General features: G+C 52.1%; 17 protein-coding genes. 8 read left to right on the top strand and 9 right to left on the bottom strand.

What is annotated here, in order from left to right:
- Window positions 1-5: 5 nt before the first annotated feature.
- Complete coding sequence (locus tag KTQ90_RS01555; protein WP_217316960.1) at window positions 6-1358, bottom strand: Na(+)-translocating NADH-quinone reductase subunit A; 1353 nt, start codon at window positions 1356-1358, stop codon at window positions 6-8.
- A gap of 525 nt (window positions 1359-1883) precedes the next feature.
- Here KTQ90_RS01555 and KTQ90_RS13930 point away from each other — a divergent pair.
- From KTQ90_RS13930 to KTQ90_RS01515, 8 genes are all read left to right on the top strand, one after another.
- Entirely contained in the window at window positions 1884-6269 is a 4386-nt protein-coding gene (locus KTQ90_RS13930; RefSeq protein WP_217316959.1) for a translocation/assembly module TamB domain-containing protein, read from the top strand.
- Window positions 6270-6321: 52 nt separating this feature from the next.
- Window positions 6322-8379 (top strand): helix-hairpin-helix domain-containing protein, encoded by a 2058-nt coding sequence (locus tag KTQ90_RS01545; RefSeq protein ID WP_217316958.1) that lies wholly within the window; start codon window positions 6322-6324, stop codon window positions 8377-8379.
- Between the two features lie 96 nt (window positions 8380-8475).
- Complete coding sequence (gene cls, locus KTQ90_RS01540) at window positions 8476-9744, top strand: cardiolipin synthase (RefSeq protein WP_217316957.1); 1269 nt, start codon at window positions 8476-8478, stop codon at window positions 9742-9744.
- Between the two features lie 162 nt (window positions 9745-9906).
- The gene (locus KTQ90_RS01535) at window positions 9907-10773 is read left to right on the top strand and encodes a lysophospholipid acyltransferase family protein (protein WP_217316956.1); all 867 of its coding nucleotides are present in this window, start codon (window positions 9907-9909) and stop codon (window positions 10771-10773) included.
- Between the two features lie 23 nt (window positions 10774-10796).
- On the top strand, window positions 10797-11789 hold the full coding sequence (locus KTQ90_RS01530) for a stealth family protein (RefSeq protein WP_022158688.1): 993 nt from the start codon (window positions 10797-10799) through the stop codon (window positions 11787-11789).
- A 29-nt stretch (window positions 11790-11818) separates the two neighbouring features.
- Complete coding sequence (locus KTQ90_RS01525) at window positions 11819-12700, top strand: glycosyltransferase family 92 protein (protein WP_217316955.1); 882 nt, start codon at window positions 11819-11821, stop codon at window positions 12698-12700.
- A gap of 54 nt (window positions 12701-12754) precedes the next feature.
- Entirely contained in the window at window positions 12755-13543 is a 789-nt protein-coding gene (locus KTQ90_RS01520) for a glycosyltransferase (protein WP_217316954.1), read from the top strand.
- Window positions 13544-13557: 14 nt separating this feature from the next.
- On the top strand, window positions 13558-14487 hold the full coding sequence (locus KTQ90_RS01515; RefSeq protein ID WP_217316969.1) for a Stealth CR1 domain-containing protein: 930 nt from the start codon (window positions 13558-13560) through the stop codon (window positions 14485-14487).
- Window positions 14488-14546: 59 nt separating this feature from the next.
- Here KTQ90_RS01515 and KTQ90_RS01510 read toward each other — a convergent pair whose 3' ends face one another.
- From KTQ90_RS01510 to atpB, 8 genes are all read right to left on the bottom strand, one after another.
- Window positions 14547-15581: a glycosyltransferase gene (locus tag KTQ90_RS01510; protein ID WP_217316953.1), complete on the bottom strand. Its 1035-nt coding sequence runs from the start codon at window positions 15579-15581 to the stop codon at window positions 14547-14549.
- Between the two features lie 188 nt (window positions 15582-15769).
- Window positions 15770-17560: a DUF4091 domain-containing protein gene (locus tag KTQ90_RS01505; protein WP_407936604.1), complete on the bottom strand. Its 1791-nt coding sequence runs from the start codon at window positions 17558-17560 to the stop codon at window positions 15770-15772.
- Window positions 17561-17771: 211 nt separating this feature from the next.
- Window positions 17772-18737: a F0F1 ATP synthase subunit gamma gene (locus tag KTQ90_RS01500; protein WP_022158682.1), complete on the bottom strand. Its 966-nt coding sequence runs from the start codon at window positions 18735-18737 to the stop codon at window positions 17772-17774.
- Between the two features lie 6 nt (window positions 18738-18743).
- Window positions 18744-20330 carry a F0F1 ATP synthase subunit alpha gene (atpA, locus tag KTQ90_RS01495; RefSeq protein ID WP_022158681.1) on the bottom strand — a complete coding sequence of 529 codons (1587 nt, stop codon included), beginning with the start codon at window positions 20328-20330 and terminating at the stop codon, window positions 18744-18746.
- An 18-nt stretch (window positions 20331-20348) separates the two neighbouring features.
- Entirely contained in the window at window positions 20349-20882 is a 534-nt protein-coding gene (locus KTQ90_RS01490; protein WP_022158680.1) for a F0F1 ATP synthase subunit delta, read from the bottom strand.
- Window positions 20883-20891: 9 nt separating this feature from the next.
- Window positions 20892-21410 (bottom strand): F0F1 ATP synthase subunit B, encoded by a 519-nt coding sequence (atpF, locus tag KTQ90_RS01485; RefSeq protein ID WP_217316952.1) that lies wholly within the window; start codon window positions 21408-21410, stop codon window positions 20892-20894.
- Between the two features lie 28 nt (window positions 21411-21438).
- On the bottom strand, window positions 21439-21681 hold the full coding sequence (gene atpE, locus KTQ90_RS01480) for an ATP synthase F0 subunit C (RefSeq protein WP_007899298.1): 243 nt from the start codon (window positions 21679-21681) through the stop codon (window positions 21439-21441).
- A 58-nt stretch (window positions 21682-21739) separates the two neighbouring features.
- Window positions 21740-22786, bottom strand: coding sequence for a F0F1 ATP synthase subunit A (gene atpB, locus KTQ90_RS01475; RefSeq protein ID WP_217316951.1), 1047 nt, complete (start codon window positions 22784-22786; stop codon window positions 21740-21742).
- Window positions 22787-22790: the final 4 nt, after the last annotated feature.

Raw genomic sequence — 22790 nt, 5'->3', positions numbered from 1 at the left:
TAAACTTATGCGTTCTCCTTGCGAAGCATGTCGAGACCCTGGCGCACGATGTGCTGCAGTTCGAGCTTCGAAGAGTCAACAAATTCGGCGAGGGCGAAGTCCTCCGGTGCCACCTCGTAGATGCCGAGCTGCTCCATGCGGTCGATGTCGCCTGCGATGATAGCCTTGATGAGGTATTCGCCGTAGATGTCCATCGGGAGCACCTTGTCGTACTCGCCGCTCATAATCATGTGGCGCTCGCCACCCTTGACGCGTGCGTCGAGGTTGTACTCCTTCTTCTTGCCGAAGAGCCAAGAGAAGTAGCTGCGATTGACAGAGAAGTCGTTGGTGCGCGGAAGAATCCAGCCCAACATCTCGTCTACGTCGTCGCCCTCGGGGATGGCTGTAATCTCTGATGTGTGTCCGCCTACGAAGTCGGCTGCTGTGCACTTGCGTCCGGTGAGCGGGTTGCCGTTGATGAGGCGTACATGCTCGGTCTTTGCGAGCTTGCCCTCAACGAGCGTAGAGATAGGCTGACCAACGAGTGCTTCGGTGTAAGCCGGAGCTGTGATCTCGCTGCCTGCTACTGCCACGAGGCGGCGCAGGTCTACCTTACCGGTGTTGAACAGACGACCGAAGAAGATAACGGCTGTGGGGTCTACAGTCCAAACCACCTCGCCCTTGTTCACGGGAGCGATGTTGTTCACCTGCACGCCTACGTTGCCTGCCGGGCAAGCACCGTCGAACACTGTCACCTCTACGTCCTTAGCCCCTGTGAGAGCAGCGCTTGTCTGCTGTGCGCCGATGCCGAGATAGGTCTTGGCCACCTTTGCGAGAGCCGACAGACCGGTCTGGAAATCGCGCTCGTTGCCCTCGAGTTCGTACTCGAAGTCGCCGGCAAGCGGCATGTCGCGCAATGCGCTCACGAAGATGGCGCGCGGCTTCTGGTCGGGAGTGGTCGACACAGCGTAGGGAAGCTGGTTGATGTAGCCGAACAAGCCGGCCTCAAGCAGAGCCTTCACTACGGCGTCGCCGTCGAGCGAAGCCACTTGTTTCTGACCGAAGTCTACATACTGCTGCTCTTTGTCAGCGTCTACAACCACGCGCAATACCTTGCGGCGGTCGCCTCTGACTACTGCCGACACTACTCCGCTCACTGGTGAGGCGAACTTCACGTCTGTCTGCTTCTTGTTGACAAACAGCGCGTCGCCGACTTTCACCTTGTCGCCCTCGCGAACGACAACCTTAGGAGTCATGCCTACAAAGTCGTCAGGTACAAGAGCGTACTGAGCACACTTGCCCGAAGAGAACTTCTGCCGTGCAGCCTTTCCCTTGAGGTTAATGTTCAAGCCCTTGCGTAACTTAATTACATTTGCCATAAAATATTTATAGATTATAAGAATATTCCACGTTGTTTAACGCCGCCGATAGGTCAGATTCGACGACGCACGGAATTTTCCTACAAAATTAACAAAAATAAGCGGATTCAGAAAACAAATGTACTCTTTTATTTTCACTCGCAATTAGTTTTTGAACGGCAAGGCTTTAAAAGTCACAAATATGCTATATAGAGTTTGCAAATACAGCGATTTGCGAGGTGAAGCCTGTGACAGACCATACGCCGCTTGACTACAAAGCGTATAACCTCTAAGCTTAAGTCATCGTTCTCCGTACGCCGCCCGATCGGATTCCGTTCGCCGTCCGATCAGATTCCGTACGCCGCCCGATCGGATTCCGTTCGCCGTCCGATCAGATTCCGTTCGCCGTCCGATCGGATTCCGTTCGGAGCACGATGATATAAAATAGAGACGTAATAGGGTTTTTCAGCGCTTTTATTTGCCATTGTCAATGATTTTACGTAATTTTGTAACCTATTCAACAACGACAAACTATAGATTCCGCACGTGTTCAAACGCACTATCAAGATAATAGTATGGGCCATCGCCGGCCTGTATCTCGCAATTGTAACCCTTTTGCACATTCCCTTCATACAGAACGCTATCGGGGAGTGTGTAAGTGGCGTATTGTCTGAAAAGTTGGGCACGAAGGTGAGCGTCGGACGTGTCGACCTCGGTTTCATCAACCGCATCATCATCGACGACTCGCAGATGCTCGACCAGCAGAAGAAGCAGATGCTCAACGTGTCGCGCATCTCGGTGAAGATAAACCTGTTGGCACTTGCCAACGGACAAATAGAGATTACATCCGCACAATTCTTCGGCCTCAACGCCAATCTCTACAAGGCTACGCCCGAGGCGAAGCCCAACTTCCAGTTTGTGATAGACTCGCTCGCCTCTAAGGACACCACGAAGCAGCAGACGCCTATCAACCTGCAAATCAACTCGCTCATTATCCGCAACAGTTCGGTGCGCTACCGTGTGCTTTCGCGTGCTTCCGAACCGCAGCGCTTCTCGCCCGACGACATCGAGGCACGCAACATCAGCGCCCATTTCATAGTGAACCGCATCACAAACGACTCGCTTAACGTGAAGGTGAAACGCCTCTCGCTGAACGAGCGCTGTGGTTTCGCGCTGCGCCGTCTTGCGCTCAACGCCGTGGTAAGCCGCAGCGGGGCGAAGATAGAGAAGTTTCGTCTGGAGCTGCCGGAGTCGGTGGTGGAGAGCAAGCGCATCGTGGCTACGTACAGCATGAATGGCGACAAGCCCGACATGCAGTCGCTGCGCTTCGAAGGCAGTCTGAACGCGCCGCGCATAACGCCGAGCGACGTAGCCTGTTTCGTGCCAAAACTGCGCAATCTCGACATGCCTCTTGCACTCAGCATCGACTTCAACGGCACGGGCAGCCGCCTGAACGTGAACGACTTGAGCATCTCTACCGCCGACCGCGGCTTCGTGCTCAAAGCCAACGCTCATGTTCTACACAACCGCCACACCACCTGGCGAGCTGAGGTGAGCAAGCTGTTCGCTTCGGGCGACGCCATCAGCAAAGTATACAAGTTGGCTACCAACAACGAGTTGCCTGCCATCGTGCACAATCTCGGCGACGTCTCGCTCACCGCCAAAGCCGACGGCACCGACGCTGACCTGTCGCTGAACGCCGTGGTGGGTTGTGCTCCGGGCAGCGTGAAGCTGTCGGCTTCAAAGCAGCAGAAAGCGCTGCATGCCCACGTAGAGACACGCAACTTTGCGCTCGACAAGCTGCTCGGCACCGACAAGACCGGTGTCGTGTCGCTCTCTGTAGACGCTAAGGGCAGTTCGAAGGACAACGTCAGCGCAAGCGGCAGCATCTACGACATCTGCTACAACGGATACACCTACCGCAACATCGACCTTAAGGCCGACTATATTAATAAGGTGCTCAGCGGAAGCATGGCTATCGACGACCCTAACGTGCGCGCCACCGTCGAAGGTCTGTTCGAGCCCAACCAACGTGCGCCACATCTGCGCGTGAACGCCGATGTGCAGACATTCGTGCCGGCTGCGCTGAAGCTCACCAACAAGTGGAACAACGCACAGTTCTCGGTTTCTACGGTGTGCGACATCAAGGGCAGCAACCTCAACAACGCAGAGGGACAGGTGGACATCTCGAACTTCACGATGCAGAACGCCGACTCCTGCTACTCTATCCGCAACATCAATGTCGTGACAGGATTCGACGACGGCAACCACTTCCTCAACCTCAAGAGCGACTTCGGCACCATAGACCTGAACGGACACTTCAGCTACAACTCTATCGCAAGAAGCGTGCTCAACCTCATTGCCGACAAGCTGCCTACCATCCCCGGACTCGAAAAGAAGCCGCAGACAGAGCACAACGACTTCACCGTCAACGCTTACATACACAACACCGAATGGCTGCAGAAGCTGCTCGGCGTGCCTCTTGAGATACACCGCCCGCTCAGCTTGAGCGGCGAGCTCGACGACAAGCAGAACAGCATCGACCTGTGGTGTGACGTGCCTTCGTTCACGTACAACGGCACCAACTATCGCGACGCATACGTCAACGTCGAGTCGCCGGGCGACACGCTGAAGGCAGACATACGCATAAAGAAAATATCGCAAAAGGGCAAGGCGCTTGCGCTGAAACTGCGTGCCGGAGCGTTCGACAACCATCTGAACACCACGATGGAGTTCAAGAACGACGCCCGCCGCTCTATGCGTGGCGTGCTCAACGCCAGCACCGTCTTCGCCAAGAATGAGAAGGGCGAATCGACAGCGTACGTAGACATTCTTGAGTCGCGCACTACAGTCGGCGACACTACGTGGCACATCCATCCGGCACGCGTCACCTACTACAAGAACCATCTTAATATAGACGGATTCAAGGTGAGTCACGGCAACCAGGCTATCGGCGTCGACGGCACGGCAACCAACAGCGTGGACGACTCGCTGACCGTGAAGCTGAAGAACGTGGATGTGAACTACGTGCTCGACCTCATCAACTTCCACTCCGTAGAGTTCTACGGCATGGCGTCGGGCAAGGCTTATCTGGCGGGCGTGTTCGGCAAGGCGCCGCTCATCAACTCCGACCTGCAGATAGACCACTTCAAGTTTGAGGGCGGACGCATGGGCACACTCTTCGCCAACATCGGATACAACTCGGAGGAAGGACGCATAGAGTTCGACGCCGTAGCTAAGGACGAGGGCGACCGACGCACCATAATCGACGGCTATGTGTCGCCACGCAACAGCTATATCGACCTCGGCATCAAGGCTGAGGGCACAAGAGCAGAGTTCCTGAGCGGATTCTGCGACAGCTTCATGGACAATATCAACGCAAACATCAACGGAAAGCTGAACGTGGTGGGTGCGTTCAAGAACATAAACCTCATCGGAAAGGCAAAGGTGGACGGCAGCGTGCGCCTCACAGCGCTCAACACCACGTATGCCCTGCGTGGCGACTCGGTGTACTTCCTGCCCGACGAGATACGCTTCTGCAACGACACAATCTACGACCGACACAACAATATCGGTATCATGACTGGCGGACTGCATCACCACAACTTCTCCAACTGGACGTACGACATCAACGTCGAGGCGCAAAATCTGCTCTCGTACGACACGCACTCGTTCGACGGCGAGAGCTTCTACGGCACAGCCTACACCACCGGCACATGCAAGATACGCGGAGGAAGCGGCGAGGTGACCATCGACGTCAACGCTACGCCCGAACGCAACAGCATCCTGGTGTACAACGCCGCAGACAACGGAGCGCTGTCGTCGCAGGACTACATACAATGGCGCACTAACGAGGTGAAAGACTCTGTGGATGTGGACGATGACGAGAACAAGAACAATCTTGTTGATATCGGCACAAACATAAAGCTCAACCTCCTCATCAACTGCACGCCGAACGCTACGCTGAAGATTCTCATGGACGAGAAAACGGGCGACTACATACAGCTCAACGGCGAGGGCGTGCTGCGCGCTACGTACTTCAACAAGGGCACCTTCGACCTCTATGGCAACTACTATGTAGACCATGGCATGTACAAGCTCACTATCCAGAACATCATAAAGAAGGACTTTGAGTTCCTAAGCGGCGGTTCGATTGCATTCGGAGGCGACCCGTACAACGCTACGCTCGACCTGAGCGCGCTTTATGTGCTGAACAGCGTGAGCCTTGCCGACCTTAACATCGGCAACTCGTTCTCTAACAACAACGTACGCGTCAACTGTCTTATGAACATAACAGGCACGCCAGAGAGTCCGAAGGTTTCGTTCAGTCTCGACATGCCTACGCTGTCTAACGACGCGAAGCAGATGGTATACAGTCTGCTCAACGCCGAGGAGGAAACCAACCAGCAGGTGCTCTACCTGCTCGCCGTGGGACGTTTCTACGCACAGAACGACAATAACAACGGAGCTTCTACGCAGCAGTTCAGCCAGACATCACTCGCCATGCAGAGCTTCCTCAGCGGAACCATCAGCCAGCAGATAAACAGTCTGCTGAGCAGCGTCATAAACAACAGCAACTGGAACTTCGGTGCGAACATATCTACGGGCAACGAGGGCTTCTACAACGCCGAGTACGAAGGCATACTCTCGGGAAAACTGCTCAACAACCGCCTGCTCCTGAACGGACAGTTCGGCTATCGCGACAACCCGAACACAACCAACAACTTCATCGGCGACTTCGACATGAAGTATCTGTTGTTCCCGAACGGCAGCCTCGCCATCAATGTCTACAACAAGACAAACGACCGATACTTCACTCGCAACAGCCTCAACACGCAGGGATTGGGCCTCATCATGAAGACCGACTTCACACGTATGTCGGACCTGTTCTTCTGGAAGCGCAGCAAGAAGGCTAAAGAAAAGAAGAAATAGAAGGCTTCTACAAAAGCTTTATAATAGAAACTACTACAACCTAACAACATCTATGATTCGATTTCTCTGCATATACATCCTTCTGATTCTTGGTATGCCATGCCTTGCGCAGCAAACCAAGGAGAGTAAGCTGCAAACCACAGACTACTCATCCAAAGTTTGGACACCGCTTTTCGAACAATTATGCGACTACGACGACATCGAAGAGCGTGGCATAGAGGATATGTTCGAGCAGCTTTGCGAACTGGAGGATGCGCCCATCGATCTAAACACAGCTACCGAAGAAGACTTGCAGCGACTCTTCTTCCTGTCGGCTAAACAGCGCGAAGACCTTACCGAATATCTCGACCGCTACCGTCCGCTGCGCTCTATGGGCGAACTGGCACTTGTAGAATCGCTCGATCCGCTTCGCAAAGAGCTGATAGAGAGTTTCTGCTACATTAGTGAGGCTACGGAGAAGCGCCAGTTTCCCACGCTGAAACAGATAGCGAAGCACGGCAAGAACGAACTTGTGGCGGCTATGCAGGTGCCGCTATACGAGCGCGAAGGCGACCGCAACGGATATCTCGGCTATAAATACAAGCACTGGTTCAGATACAGCTTCAAGTATGGCGACTACGTGAAGGCAGGACTAACCGGAGCTCAGGACGCCGGCGAACCGTTCTTCTCCAACTGCAACAGATGGGGCTACGACCATTATGCCTACTATGTACTGGTGAGAAAACTCGGCAGGTTCAAGTCGATAGCGCTCGGACAATACAAGCTGCGACTCGGTCTCGGACTGGCTATGAACACAGGCTTCACGCTCGGAAAGACCGCCGTAGCAACCATGTCGATACCTACGAACGCCATTGCCGCCAACTCATCACGATCGGAAGCCTACTATCTGCAAGGAGCGGCTGCGACGGTAGGCATAACGAAGCATCTTGACGCCACGGCGTTCGTGTCGTACCGCAAGACGGACGCCACGCTCAACGACGACGGAACGGTGAAAACATTGCTGCGCACCGGCTACCACCGCACACAGAGCGAGATAGAGCGCCGCCACAACACCTCACAACTCACCACAGGCGGCAACATCAACTGGCAGGCACACGGCATACGCATCGGAGCAACAGCCTTCTACACCACATTCGACCGCGAGCTGAAGCCGAACGAAAAGCAAGTATATCAGAAATATGCGCCGAGAGGCAAGGCCTTCTGCAACGCAAGCCTGTACTATGCCTACACCCACCATCGTTTTGCCTTCAGCGGCGAAACGGCAATCAACGGCGAAGCCGCTTTGGCTACGCTCAACACCATCACCTTCCAAGCCTGCAGCAACCTGCAGCTGACGGTAATACAACGCTATTATTCTTATCGCTACCACTCGCTATTCAGCGCTGCGTTCAGCGACGGCGGACGCATACAGAACGAGAACGGAGTGTACGCAGCCGTGGCGTGGCAACCGCACAAGAAACTCGCCCTGACGGCATACACCGACTACGCCTATCATGCGTGGCCCCGCTACCGCGTGTCAGCAGCCTCGCACTCATGGGACAACATGCTGCAGACTCGCTACCAGCCCAACCACAAATGGACGCTGACAGCCCGCTACCGACTGCGTCTAAGTCAGCAAGACTACAAGGAAAGCGACAACGCAAAGGCGCTGCTGGCTGACAAGAACGAGCACAGAGCGCGACTTTCAGCCGCATACCAAAGCGGAGCATGGAGCACGAAGACGCAGATAGACGCCGCATACACCAGCGTCGCCCCACCCCATTCTGACCCCACCGAGAGCAAAGGCTGGATGATTGCACAGACGGCGGCTATGCGTCTGGGCATCTTTACGCTTGCAGCCAACGCAGGCTACTTCCATACCGACAACTATCAGTCGCGTCTGTACACATACGAGCGCAGTACGCTCTACAACTTCACGTTCCCCGTGTTCTTCGGCGAAGGCATGCGCGGCGCCATCCTGCTGCGTGCCGACATAACCCCAAACCTGACCGTGATAGGCAAAGCCGGAACGACGAAATACTTCGACCGCAACCACATATCAAGCTCGCTTCAGCAGATAGACAAGTCGCACAAGACCGACATCGACCTGCAGGTAAAGTGGAAATTCTAACCATATATGTGGTGTATATTACACAATTAGCACTCAAAGTCTTGTTCCATCGGCTAAATTTGAGTAATTTTGCAGGCTAAATTGGTATATAGAGAAATGGTAAAAAGATATTTGTTAGTATTATTGACGGCTTGCCTGTGGCTCAACAATTCGGTTGCGCAGACAAGCGACTCGCTGATTGTAGCCTGCCTGCAAGAAGAAGGCGTGAAGTTCTCGCACAACAACTCCGTTACGCTATTGATGAACGGACAGGAGAAGTTCGACGACATGTTCAGCGCAATACGCCAGGCACGCAGCAGCGTGCATCTCGAATACTTCAACTTCCGCAACGACTCGATCGCCAGCATGCTTTTCGACCTGCTCGCCGAGAAGGTGAAGGAAGGCGTGGAAGTGCGCGCGCTGTTCGACGCCTTCGGCAACAGCTCCAACAACCGTCCGCTTAAGAAGAAGCACCTGAAGTCGATACGCCAGCGCGGCATAGAGATATACGAGTTCAGTCCGCTACGCTTTCCTTGGATAAACCAGGTGCTGCACCGCGACCACCGCAAGATAGTGATAATAGACGGACAGATAGCCTACACCGGCGGCATGAATGTAGCCGACTACTACATCAAAGGCACGAAGCAGGTAGGCGAATGGCACGACATGCACTGCCGCATCGACGGCGACGAGGTGAACACGCTGCAGGCAATCTTCCTGCGCATCTGGAACAAGACCGCAAAGCAGAACGTGCACGGCGCGAAATACTACAGAGGCGTGCGCGGCGGCTACTACTTCAAGGGTCTGAAACCCGACACCTGTGCTACGGCGGGCAAGAAGATGGTGGGCATTATCAACCGCGAACCGCGCACTACAAACCGCATCATACGAACGTTCTACGCCGGAGCCATCAACAACGCTAAGGACAGCATAAAGATAGTGACGCCCTACTTCACGCTTATACCGAAGATAAAGAAGGCGCTGCGCAAGGCGGCGAAGCGCGGCGTGAAGGTAGAGGTGATGATTTCGGAGCGCAGCGACATTCCGCTCACGCCCGACTGCGTGTTCTACAACGCCCACAAGATGATGAAACACGGCGTGGACGTATGGGTGTACCGCCCGGGCTTCCACCATACGAAGATAATAATGGTAGACGGCAAGTTCTGCACCGTGGGCAGCGCCAACCTCGACGCACGAAGCATGCGCTTCGACTACGAGGAGAACGCCGTAATCGTAGACCCATGCACCACACGCCAGCTCAACAACATGTTCGAGCGCGACAAGAAGAAGAGCTTTCTGCTCACGCCCGAATACTGGAAGACACAGCGTACCGGCTGGCAGAAGTTCCGCGGATGGTTCGCCCATCTGCTTGCGCCGTGGCTGTAAACATACACGCTTCAAGCGAAGCCGAACCCATAACGAAACGTAGCAAGGAGACCTTTGCTACGTTTTTTTGTTCAATTATATAGAAGTAATGCACCAAAACATGCTCTAATGAGAAAAAATAGTTGTAATTTTGCAAAAACAGTCAAATAAATAACATCGAAAATGTATTACTTAATATATTTCATAGTCAAGGCATTGTCGTATATCCCCTTTTGGGCGCTCTACATTCTGTCTGACATAATGTACTATCCCCTCTACTACGTGATACGTTACCGCAGGAAGATAGTGCGCAAGAACCTCACCGAATCGTTCCCCGAGAAGAGCCATGAGGAGATTGTAGCGATAGAAAAGAAGTTCTACCGCTACTTCATGGACATGATTCTCGAAAGCAGCAAGATGGCGTCAATCTCTCCCGCCGAAATACGCAAGCGTATGAAGTTCGTGAACGTAGACAAGACAAACAAGCTGCTGGACGAAGGCAAGTCGCTGGCGTTCTTCATGGGTCACTACTGCAACTGGGAGTGGATGACATCCGTGGGCCTGTGGATAAACGACGACGTGGTGTGCGCACAGGTATACCACAAGCTGATAAACAAGCAGTTTGACAAGATAATAAAGCAGATGCGCGAGCGCATGGGCAACACCTGTGTGGAGATGCGCCATACGGCAAGGTTCATAGCGAACATGACAGCCGAGAATCGGACGTGCATGGTGGCGCTCATAGCCGACCAGTCGCCTAAACGCAAGCAGATAAAGCACTACGTGAAGTTCCTCAACCACACGGTTCCGGTGCTTGTAGGTCCTGAGAAGATAACGAAGCACTTCAACTACATGCCAATCTTCGTGAACGCAAGAAGAGTGAAGCGCGGCTACTACGAGTGCGAGTTCTCGCTGCTGCACGACAACCCGGCGGCGCTGCCCGACTATGAGCTGTCAGACATCTACTTCGAGCATCTTGAAGCCGAGATAAAACGCCAGCCGGAGTGCTATCTCTGGACACACAACCGCTTCAAATATGCACAAAACTAATTATACACTTTAAAGAGAGAAATATGGATATTGATTTTGTGGTTACATGGGTCAATATGGACGACCCCGAATGGCAGAATGAATTCTCTAAATATTCAGGCAATAAGGACAACACCAAGAACGGCGTTTCGAAAGCACGTTTCAGAGACTACGGCTTTCTGAAATACTGGTTCCGCGGTGTGGAGAAGTTTGCGCCCTGGGTAAGAAAGATACATTTCGTTACGAGCGGTCAGAAGCCCGATTGGCTCGACGAGAGCAATCCGAAGATTCACCTCGTGAGCCACAAGGACTTCATACCCGCCGAATTCCTGCCTACATACAACTCGGTAGTGATAGAACGCTATATGTACCGTATACCCGGACTGGCGGAACATTTCGTCTACTTCAACGACGACTTCTTCATTATCAACAACATAAATCCGGAGCGCTTCTTCCGCAACGGACTGCCCTGCGACATCGCCGTGTTCACCTACAACCCGTCGTGGTCGCAATGGTATGTGCGCATAAAGAACAACATTAGACTCATCAACCGCCACTTCGACAAGAAGGAGGTGATGAAGCGCTGGCACGACAAGTGGTTCCACAAGAGCTACGGATCACGCGCCCGCTGGAACTATCTGCTGCGCTTCTACAACAAGTTCATCACGCTGCGTGTGCCGCACAACGCCCAACCCTATCTGAAGAGCACCTTCGAGGAGGTGTGGGCTGAGGAAGGCGAGGAGCTGACGCGTACTTCAGTCAACCGATTCCGCGCCTTAGACGACTACACGCCGGAACTGTTCCGCATCTGGCAGATATGCAAGGGCAACTTCGAGCCGTACAACACGTACAGCGACACGAAGATGTTCCCGCTCATGGTGAAGTCGAAGAAAGCAGTGAAGGCAATCTACGAGCAGGCTTACTCGCTCATCTGCCTCAACGACAACGTGCACATACGCAACTACGACATCGTGATGCAGAACCTACACGACGCCTTCCAGAGCATATTGCCCGAGAAGTCGAGCTTCGAGCTTTAACCCACGAACCTTTTTGAACGCGTTAACCTATGAATAAAGTATTAGCAGAGATAATAGCAGGAGTAATTCCGCACAAGATGACGCGCAACCGCTGGAGAGGCATACTCAGATACGGACTCTTCAACGCCATCAGGCTGAAGCGCGAGATAAGCCGCAACCACACCGAGCCGAAGTTCCGTTTGGCGGTATGCGCCATAGCCAAGAACGAAGGACCTTACTTCAAGGAGTGGATAGAATGGCACCTGGCGCACGGCGTAGACCAGTTCTTCATCTACGACAACGAGAGCAACGACGGCACAAAGGAGATACTTGAGCCGTACATAGAGCGCGGAGTAGTCGACTACAAATACTGGCCAGGCTACCGCATGCAGCTTGCTGCCTATGACCATTGCCTCGAACACCACCGCTTCGACTCGCGCTGGATAGCGTTCATCGACCTCGACGAGTTCATCGTGCCCGTTAAGGACGCCACGATACCCGACTTTCTGAAGCGCTTCGAGGCGTTCCCTGCGGTAGAGATAAACTGGCTCGTATACGGCAGCGGAGGCAATAAAGAGAAAAGCAATGAGGACGTGATGAAGCGATTTCGCTTCCACTCCCTACCCGACCACTATCTGAACCGCCACGTGAAGAGCATCGTCAATCCGCGACGCGTCTTCACGATGATAGGCTGTCACGAAGTGGCACGCATCGACGGAAAGGCAGCCGACTCGCACGGCAACCCAATCACACGCAACTTCAGAGAGCGCACACCGCAACAGGACGTGATACGCATCAACCACTACGCCGTGCGTTCGCTCGAAGAATTCCGCGAGAAGCAGCTGCGAGGCAGAGCAAGCGGCACAAAGACATCCGTACCGATGGACTATTTCAACGAGTACGACCTCAACGATATTGAAGAGAAACAATAAACGAATTGAGGAAATCAAACAAACAACATTGAGCAGAACAATAAACGATATATTATGACAGAAAACAAGCATAAACAGCAGGTGGTCATCTCGATGACTTCGTTCCCTGCCGCCATTCCGTTTGCCGAAGATGCGGTGCGTTCGCTCCTCAACGGCAGCGTGCTACCCGACAAACTGATATTGTATGTAACGCTGTCACAATTCGCAGAGGGCGAAATGCCCGAAGGTCTGCTTGCGCTCGCCAAGGAGAACCCCGTGTTCGAGATACGCAACTACGACCGCGACATACGCTCCTACCGCAAGCTGATACCGGCTCTGGCTGATTTCCCCGAAGCCATCATCGTAACCGTTGACGACGATGTGTATTATCACCGTAACATGCTGAAAGACCTGCTCGACCTGCACGCACAGATACCCGACGCAATACTGGCGCACCGCGCAAAGCGCATCAAGTACGGAATGCCGTACAAAAAGTGGAGCAAATACCGCTGGTATCACTTCCTCTTCAAGCGCATCTACCGCCGCTTCGACAACATACAGACCGGCGTGGGCGGCGTGCTCTACCCTCCCCACTCGCTGAGGGCAGACATGATGGACGTGGAACTCTTCACAAAGCTCGCGCCAAGCACCGACGACATTTGGTTCTGGGCAGCAGGAGCAGCCAACGGATTCCCCGTCGTGCCCGTGCCGTTCGGCCACAACAAGCCGCGCGGACTGCATAAGCCGAAGGAACTCTCGCTGAAAACAAGCAACTTCAAGGCTGGCGTAGACCGCAACGTGAAGGCTTTCAACGCCATCTGCGAACACTACCCCGAGATTAAACGACTTGTAGAAAAACAGTAAAAAGAATTAGGATTATGGATATAGACTTAGTATATCTTTGGGTTAACGGCAACGACCCGAAATGGATAGCAAAGCGCAACGCCTGCATCGGTAAACCTACTGATAAACAGGAGAACTGTGCTGGACGCTATGCTGACAGCGGCGAATTAAAATACAGCCTACGATCTGTAGAGAAGTACGCTCCGTGGATTCGTAAGATATTCATAGTAACTGACGACCAAGTACCAGAATGGCTTGACACGAACAATCCGAAAGTGCGCATTGTAGACCACAAGGAGATATTGCCTACAGAGAGTCTGCCATGCTTCAACTCTACGTTGATAGAACATTATCTTGACAAAATACCAGGTCTCTCAGAACACTTTCTCTTCTCAAACGACGACATGTATATCAACCGTCCCGTAAGCCCTGCAACCTTCTTCGAGACCGATGGACTGCCTATACTATACATGAACCGCAAGCCTTTCCGCAAACTTGCACTGTTCTTCAGAGATAAAGTGGTAGGCAAGCCATTGAGCATGTATCTGAAAATAATCAGAAACGCTGCAGAACTTGTAGAGAAACACTATGGAACGTATTATGGATGCAAGCCTCATCATAACATCGACTCGTATCTGAAAAGCACAATAACGTTTGCCAACAGAAAGTTCGAGAAGGAATTCAGCCCTATGATTCCACATCATGTACGCTCTGCCGACGATGTGCAGCGAAGCGTTTATTCATACGTAGCTCTTGCCGAGAAAAAAGGACATTTACGTTACGTATCGCAGTCGCATTCGTTCAGACTACACATAGACAACCACAAACTTTACGAGAAGTTTAAACGAAACAATCCTGTATTCTTCTGCATGAACGATTCGGAGTTTGCTAACGATGCAGACAGAAAAGCTGCCATAGAATTCCTCGACCAACAATTCCCGAAGAAGTCTCAGTTTGAGAAATAACAATACACAAATCGCACGAAGATTACATATGTAATACTCGTGCGATTTGTTTTTAATAATCAATCTTTTTTAACTGGTCGTAGTCCTTTTGCAACTGTATAATACGCTTCTTTTGCCAAACTCTCCTTCTCCCCTACAGCATCGTCAAAAAAACCAGCCTTTACCAAGTCTGTAATATACTTCACCAGACTATCCGTTTGTGGTCCTTTTCCCATTTTATACAGAACTCTTGAACTACCCGTTAGAATTGCCCATTTAATGTTACGACTCCACAAACGCAGACGCTCCGTATTGCCAGCTTCTTCATATAGCTTCTGTGCATAAGAGAGACCCTTAAGCTGAGACATCAGACGTTCTACCCCTCCCGTAGCTTTCGATATTGATTTATGATTGACGTAATAGTAATAAAGCGGAAGATGAGTAATTGTAGCTTTCACAGGTTTTATCAACAACTCCGACCACCAGGGAATATCTTCATACTTCAATCCCTTGATAAACTTTATATCCTTTATCAAAGAGCGTTTAAACAGATGGCGCCAAACGTAGTTATGTTTTATCGGATATTTGATATCAGGATGGCGCCAGTCGGAAGCATGTTTCAAAGCATCGTCAGTAATTACTGATTTCGATAGTTTAAGGCTACACCTAAACGGGATACGCCATGGACGAGCATTGATAGTGTCCATTTTCAACTTATGCATCAAGCGTAGCTGAATGTTTATATATATAACATCCTTGTACCAACTCACCATATCCGTTCCGTCGCGCTCAATCAGTTTCACAGCAAGTTCAAGGGTCTGCGGATGTATGAAATCGTCAGAATCCACAAACATAACATACTCGGCATCGGCGAGAGCCATACCTTCATTTCGAGCATGAGAGAGTCCACCATTTTCTTGATGAACCACCATAAAGCGAGAGTCTTTTGCAGCATACTCTTCAAGGATAGCAGGACATCCGTCTGTAGAGCCATCATCAATACAAATGGCACGCCAATGTCTGTATGTCTGTTTGAGGATACTATTAAGACAACGACGCAAGTATGGTTCAACGTTATAAACCGGAATAATAATATCTATTCTGTTAGTATTCATAATTGTTTGTCTGTTATATACGATTGCGTTTGTTTGCAAAGTTAGTAAAAAACACCATAACACACAAGCATACAGACTTTTATTAAGTCCAATAATGATAGTTCTTTTATCTTAATCTACTATTTATACATAGAAAATAGCGAAGGTTATAAAACTTTCGCCATTTTCTTATGCACTATTCAATTTTATCAGTCATTAAGCAGTCGCTCCATTTCGCGAACCATACGGCCCGCATTGCGCTCCTTTTCAGCCGTCATGTTAGCCGGCGTGAACTCGGCGAGCTTCTTGTTGAGGCGTGCGAGACGGTGTGTGTCGCCAGTCTTCTTGTACTGGTTGCGCAACTGCCAAATCTTCTCGGCGTCCTGCAAGCCCTCTACGAGGCGCTCGAAGCGGATGCTGCTGCGCGGACCGGGATAGATGCTGTAGGTGTCGCCTGCAGCCCATGTGCGGAAGCGCGAATCGCGCAGCGGGTCGCGTGTCCAGCTGTTCACAGCCCAACGCAGATAGCCGTCGTAGTCGCCTGCTACGGCGTGTATGCCAATCCATGTGGCGTCGGCAGGGTTAGAGAACGAGAATGTTCCGGGGAACGGCTCGGTGCAGCAAGTGTAGTAGGTGCTGATCTGCCCCTTTGCACGGCGCTCCTTCAGCACCTTCTCGGGGAAGCGTACGCCGTAAGGAATGCTGAGATAGTAGAGGTCGGCCTGAATCTCGTCGTGATAGTTGCCGGCAAGCGTAATCTTGAAGTCGGGGTCGGCGTCCTTTATCACCTTTATAGCCGCCTGCATAGCCTCCATCGAGCGCTCGTCCATAGAGATAGCGGTCTTCTCGAACCAGCCTTTCTGCTTCAGATGGCGAGCGAAGTCGCGCAGGAAGCTGCCCCAGTACTCAGAGTATGCCTCGTCGCCGGGCTCTGCTTTGATGAACTGCACGCGGTTGGTAGCCTCGTCGTAGTAGTCGAAGCTCAGCTCCCAGGGTATCATGGTGTAGCAGGAGATGAGCCCTTTTATGCCGATTTCGTTCATCATAAATTCAACCCAGCGGTCGAACACGGCGTAGTCGTACTTCCACGTTCCGTCGAGGCGTTTGATGCGTGTCACCATACTGTCGTAGTGGTCCTCAGTCTGTCCGTTCCACGGCTTGTGCATGATGCTCGCTGTGATCGACTGCTGTCCGATGTCGGCAAACATCTTCATAATCGGGCGCATGGCGTCGAAGTGAGCCTTGCTCCACAGCGGCACCTTATAGTAGCGTGCCACGGCGTACGGGTTCTGCCAGAGGTCGAGGTTCAAGTGCCAGTCGCTCGGACTGGGCAATGTGCGGTTCAATACCTGCACGCTGAGCTTCAGCACACGGTCGTCCATTCCGCCGCCACGCACGGTGAGCGTGCCGGTGTATGTGCCGGGCTTGGCGTCCTCGGGCACCCATACGTTCACCCACAGAGGCTGCGCCGTCTTGCGCTGCACGGGCAGCCACTTGTTGATGTCGAGCGCGTCGGCAACCACGGACGAGTCCCACTCGGCTTTGTTCTCGCGGCATCCGCATCCACCCTTGCCGTCCTTGTTAAGCTCGTCGGTCATCACGTAGCGCACGAAGTGGGAGCGCACCTTTGAGGCGGGAATCACGTTGGCGCCCGAACGCAAATCGCTCACGGTGAGCTCCACGTCGTTAAGGTCTACATTGGTCCAGAGCACAGCCTGGGCGTTGACACGCTCGCCACGCCATGCCTTAAGCGTGCAGGCGCTGCTATTAGCGAGATGCGGCACATGGTGCTTGCCGTAGCGCACGTCGGTAGATGCCCAGCTGAGCATTACGGGCGACTTCATTGCAGCCCACTTAGCGTCGGAATCATGCGGTTTGGTGTCTGTCAGCTCCTCGTATTGACCCAACGGGAACTCCTCTGCCTGCATGCTACGCTGCGCAGAAGCGGCGAGCGAGCAGAAGAATAGGCTCGAAGAAAGCAGATAAAGTTTTACGTTCATTGTTATTGTTTTGAGATTAGTTATTTTATTCTGAATAGTTTTCACTTTAACTGGGTTGGTGTAGTTGAGACAACCACACCCCCTAAAGCAATGTGCAAATATACGGAAAATAAATGGCATTAAAGCATTCAGCCGCCTAAAAAACAGAAAGGAGAAGCCATAGCCATGACTTCTCCTTTCTGTATTATAGTATCTGTTAGAGCTTGCGCCTTTAGTTGTTGATGCTTCCACCAACGATGTCGAGCAACTCGCTTGTGATGGCCTGCTGACGGCTCTTGTTGTACTGCAGATTGAGCTCGCGCAGAATCTCGTCAGCATTGTCCGTAGCGGTCTGCATGGCAACCATACGCGCCGCATGCTCGCTGGCGATGCTGTCGAGCAGCGCCGTATAGACCATCAGATGGAGATACTTCGGGATGAGCTTCGTGAGCACGGTGTTCATATCCGGCTCCACGAGGAAGTTGTCGTTGAGCGGCACAGCTTCCTTCTCCTCGCGTTTCTTCTCCTCCTCCTTGCGCTTGATGTACTCCTGCGCCTTCTTTGTAGTGACGTTTGAAGTAAGGTCGCGCTCATGGTCGCGTTTAAGCTCCTCTTCGATGTCGATAGGCAGGAACGGCTTGCGTGTGAGAATCTGCGAACCAGCACTCTTGAAGTGGTGGTAAATCATCTCTACGCGGTCGAACTCGCCGCTAATGAACTTCTCGCCCAGCTCGCGCGCTATGGTGATGCAGTCGTTGGCGTTGGGCTTCTCGGCAAGCGCCGTGAAGTCGCCCGCCACGTTAAGGCCCATCTTTACCGCCTTCTCAGCCACCTTGCGGCCAATCGGGTAGACAACAATGTTCTCCTTGCCCAATTCGGCATACTCGTCCACAACATGCTGCAGGAGGCGTATCACGTTGGCGTTGAAGCCTCCGCACAGGCTGCTGTTAGACGCATATACCACCAATGCCACGCGCTTTACCGGTCTCACCTCGTTGAGCACCGTGCGTGCATCGGTCTCCGATGCAAGGAACGTCTTGAGGATATGTTCCAGGAGAGTCTCGTACGGAAGCATATTCTCAATCATCGTCTGCGCATGATGCAGCTTAGAGGAAGCCACCATCTTCATCGCACTCGTAATCTTACGTGTGCTGTTGACAGATGATAATCGGTTTTTAATCTCTTTGAGCGACGGCATAAGCAATTAGTTTTTATACTGACCAGAGATGTCGGCCATTGTCTGTTCGATGGTAGCAGTGAGCTGTTCGTCGAGCTTTCCGCTTCCGAGAGCATCGATGACGTCCTGATGAACAGAGCGCATCTTCTCGAGGAACGCCTCCTGGCACTCGCGCACCTTCTCTACCGGCACAGCGTGCATCAATCCGTGCGTACCGCAATAGATGATAGCAATCTGCTCGCCTACAGGCATCGGTGAATACTGAGGCTGTATGAGAAGCTGGTTGTTCTTGCGTCCGCGGTCGATAGTCATGGCTGTAACGGCATCCATGTCGCTCGAGAACTTAGAGAAGGCCTCAAGCTCACGATACTGAGCCATATCAATCTTCAACGTACCGGCAACCTTCTTCATACTCTTGATCTGAGCCGAACCACCTACACGCGATACCGAGATACCTACGTTAACGGCAGGACGGAAGCCCTGGTTGAAGAGGTCGCTCTCAAGGTAGATCTGACCGTCGGTGATAGAGATAACGTTTGTCGGAATGTAAGCCGACACGTCGCCAGCCTGGGTCTCGATGATAGGAAGCGCTGTGAGCGAACCACCACCCTTCACATGACCCTTCATGCACTCCGGCAGGTCGTTCATCTGCTCTGCTACCTCCTGCTGGTCGTTGATACGTGCAGCGCGCTCCAAGAGGCGGCTGTGCAAGTAGAACACGTCGCCAGGATAAGCCTCACGTCCAGAAGGACGGCGCAGAATCAGCGACACCTCACGGTAGGCAACAGCCTGCTTCGAAAGGTCGTCGTACACAACGAGAGCCGAGTAGCCACGGTCGCGGAAGTACTCGCCGATAGCAGCACCCGCAAATGGTGCGTAGTACTGCATGGCAGCCGGGTCGGCAGCCGTAGCCGCAACAACGATAGTATAAGGCATAGCGCCATGCTGCTTGAGGTTCTCTACGAGAGCCGCAACGGTAGATGCCTTCTGACCGATTGCCACATATATACAATATACAGGCTTGCCAGCCTCGTAGAAACTCTTCTGGTTGATGATGGTGTCGACAGCAATGGCGGTCTTACCGGTCTGACGGTCGCCGATGATAAGCTCGCGCTGACCACGTCCGATAGGAATCATCGAGTCGACCGACTTCAGACCTGTCTGCAGCGGTTCCTTCACCGGCTGGCGATAGATCACACCAGGAGCCTTGCGGTCGAGCGGCATCTCGAAAGAGTCGGTAAGGTCGATAGCGCCCTTACCGTCGATGGCCTGACCAAGAGGATTGATGACACGACCGAGCATATTGTCGTTCACGTTGATAGACGCGATACGCTTCGTACGCTTTACCACCATGCCCTCCTTGATACCGTCGGTAGAACCGAGAAGCACACAACCTACGTTGTCCTCCTCCAAGTTCATGACGATAGCCATTGTGCCGTTCTCGAATTCGAGAAGCTCGTTGGCTTCAGCGTTGCGCAAGCCGTAGATACGCGCTACGCCGTCGCTCACTTCGAGCACAGTGCCCACCTCGTCGAACTTGTTGCCGTTGTTAAGGCCCTTAAGCTGCTCGAGGAGCACCTGTGACACTTCGCTTGGTTTAATTTTATCTGACATAAGAAAATTAATCTTTATTTAATTAAGCTGCGACAATATGGTGTTGAGCTGCGACTTCACGCTTGCGTCCATACGATAGGTGTCGTACTCGAGTACGAATCCGCCAATAAGTTCGGGCTTCACGTCTGTCTTGAACTCAACAGTGCCATTTGTCTTACTTTCTACCAACCGACGCAACTTCGCCTCAGTCTGCGAGTCGAGAGTTGTGGCGGTAGTTAATTTAGCACTAATTAGATTGTTATGCTTTCTGTACAACGTAATAAACGAGTTAGCTATAAATTGCATGATACGCTCACGCCCCTCCTTCAGTACGAGTCCGAAGAACGTACGTGTGAGTTCGCATGGAGCGCCGCCTGCCGCAGCTATCAGCAAGTCTTCCTTCTGCTGTCTCGACAGCATCGGATTGTCTATGGTAGCCTTGAGCTGCGGCACCTTGGCATAGCTCTCCAGCACCGTGAGCATATCGCTATACACGCGGTCAGAAACACTCGCCTCAATGCCAGCCTTAAGCAAGGCCCGGGCATATCTTACCGATATTAATCCTAAATCCATAGCCTACACTTATTTATTATTTAATGTAACCTCGTCAAGCATCTGATTAATGTAATCCATCTGTGCTGCATCAGTGCCGAGCTTCTTTCTGAGAATCTTCTCCGATACCTCGACACTCAATATGGCTACTTGCTCACGGAGCTCGCCGATGGCAGCCTGCTTCTGCGCCTCGATCTCGGCTTTCGCCTCGCCGAGGATGCGTGCACTCTCCTCTCGCGCCTTCTCCTGAGCTTTCTCCACAATAGCATCACGAGTAGCAGCAGCCTCTTTCAGTATAGAGGCCTGCTTCTCTCGTGCTTCCTGAAGCATAGCCTCGCTCTCTTGCTTGATGTTCTCGAGTTGTGAAGCGGCCTGTTCAGCCTTCTTCAAGCTCTCGTTGATGTACGCACTGCGCTTGTCCACCATTACAATAATGGCAGGGAAACCCCAACGTGCCAATACGAAGAACACCACAAGGAATGCCAACAGCATCCAGAAGAGGAGTCCGAGATCAGGATTTAATATTGATGGTAATGTATCAAAATTCATTTGCTATAATTTACACGATGACCTGTTCCTACTTGATAAGGAAGGCGCAAGCTACGATGGCAAACAGAGCACAACCCTCAACGAATGCAGAGGTAAGAATCATGTTTGTCTGGATTTTGCCAGTAGCCTCTGGCTGACGAGCGATAGCATCCATTGCGCTGCTACCAATCTTACCAATACCCAAACCTGCGCCGATTGTTGCAATACCTGCTCCGAGACCGCAGCCCAGCTGTGCCAGACCTTCAGCAGCCAAAAGTGATGAAATAATCATAGTTCTTTAGTTTTTTAAATTATTATTTTTATTGTTAATATTTATTCTCTTAAGTTTTTTAAGCCTCTGCCTCCTCGTCCTTCTGAGCCAGTCCGATGAAGACTGCACTCAGCAGCGTGAAGACATAAGCCTGAATGAATGCTACAAGCACCTCAAGCATGTTCATGAACAGCATCATGATGACGCTCACGGTGTTCAGTCCGATGCCATAACCAACGCCCATCGACCATCCGAGGAAGATGACGCAAGTGAAGCTAAGGATAATGGCGTGTCCTGCCATCATGTTGGCAAAGAGACGCACCATGAGAGCGAACGGCTTTGTAAACACGCCGAAGAACTCAATCACTGGCATCAACGGCACCGGAGCCTTCAGGAACACCGGTACATGCGGCCAGAAGATATCCTTCCAGTACTCCTTTTTGCCGAACAGGTTGATAGCAATCATCGTACACAATGCGAGGAAGAACGTGATGTTGATATTGCCAGTCACGTTAGCTCCGCCGGGGAATATCGGGAGGAGTCCCAACAAGTTGGTTGTGAAGATGAAGAAGAACACTGTGAGCAAGTAGGGAGCGAACGGCTTGAAGTGTTTCTCGCCGATTGCAGCCTTGATAACATCGTCGTAGATAGTCATGACGAACATTTCCATCAAACCGACAAATCCTCTCGGAGCCTCGCTCTTCTCGTCTTTGTTCTTATACCAACGAGCGCAAGAGAGGAAGACAGCGATGAGCACGAACACAACAATCCATATCTGTGCTACGGTCTTTGTTATGCTCAGGTCGAGCGGTCTTACGCTTGTGCCGTCGGGCATCTTCTCGTAGATCTTGCCATGATGCGCTGCATCGAAGAAGTAGTTGGCAGGCAGACTCTCCGCAGTACACAGCGTCCAGTCGCCTGTAGCCGAACTGCGTACGATTATGGGCAATGGTATGCTTAGGTTCTTTCCCTCGTACGAAGCGATATGCCACTCGTATGAGTCGGAAAGGTGCTCAAGAACCATCTCCGGTATGTCGATCTGTCCCTCTTTCTGATGCGAGGCGTTAGCCGCGAGCGGCATGAGCATCACTACCAAGAGTACGATTAATGACCTTATCTGTTTCATTATA

The organism is Leyella stercorea, assembly GCF_019052365.1.
Taxonomy (GTDB): Bacteria; Bacteroidota; Bacteroidia; order Bacteroidales; family Bacteroidaceae; genus Prevotella.
The sequence above is the reverse complement of the archived record's forward strand: the minus strand, read 5'-3'. Positions and strand labels throughout refer to the sequence as shown.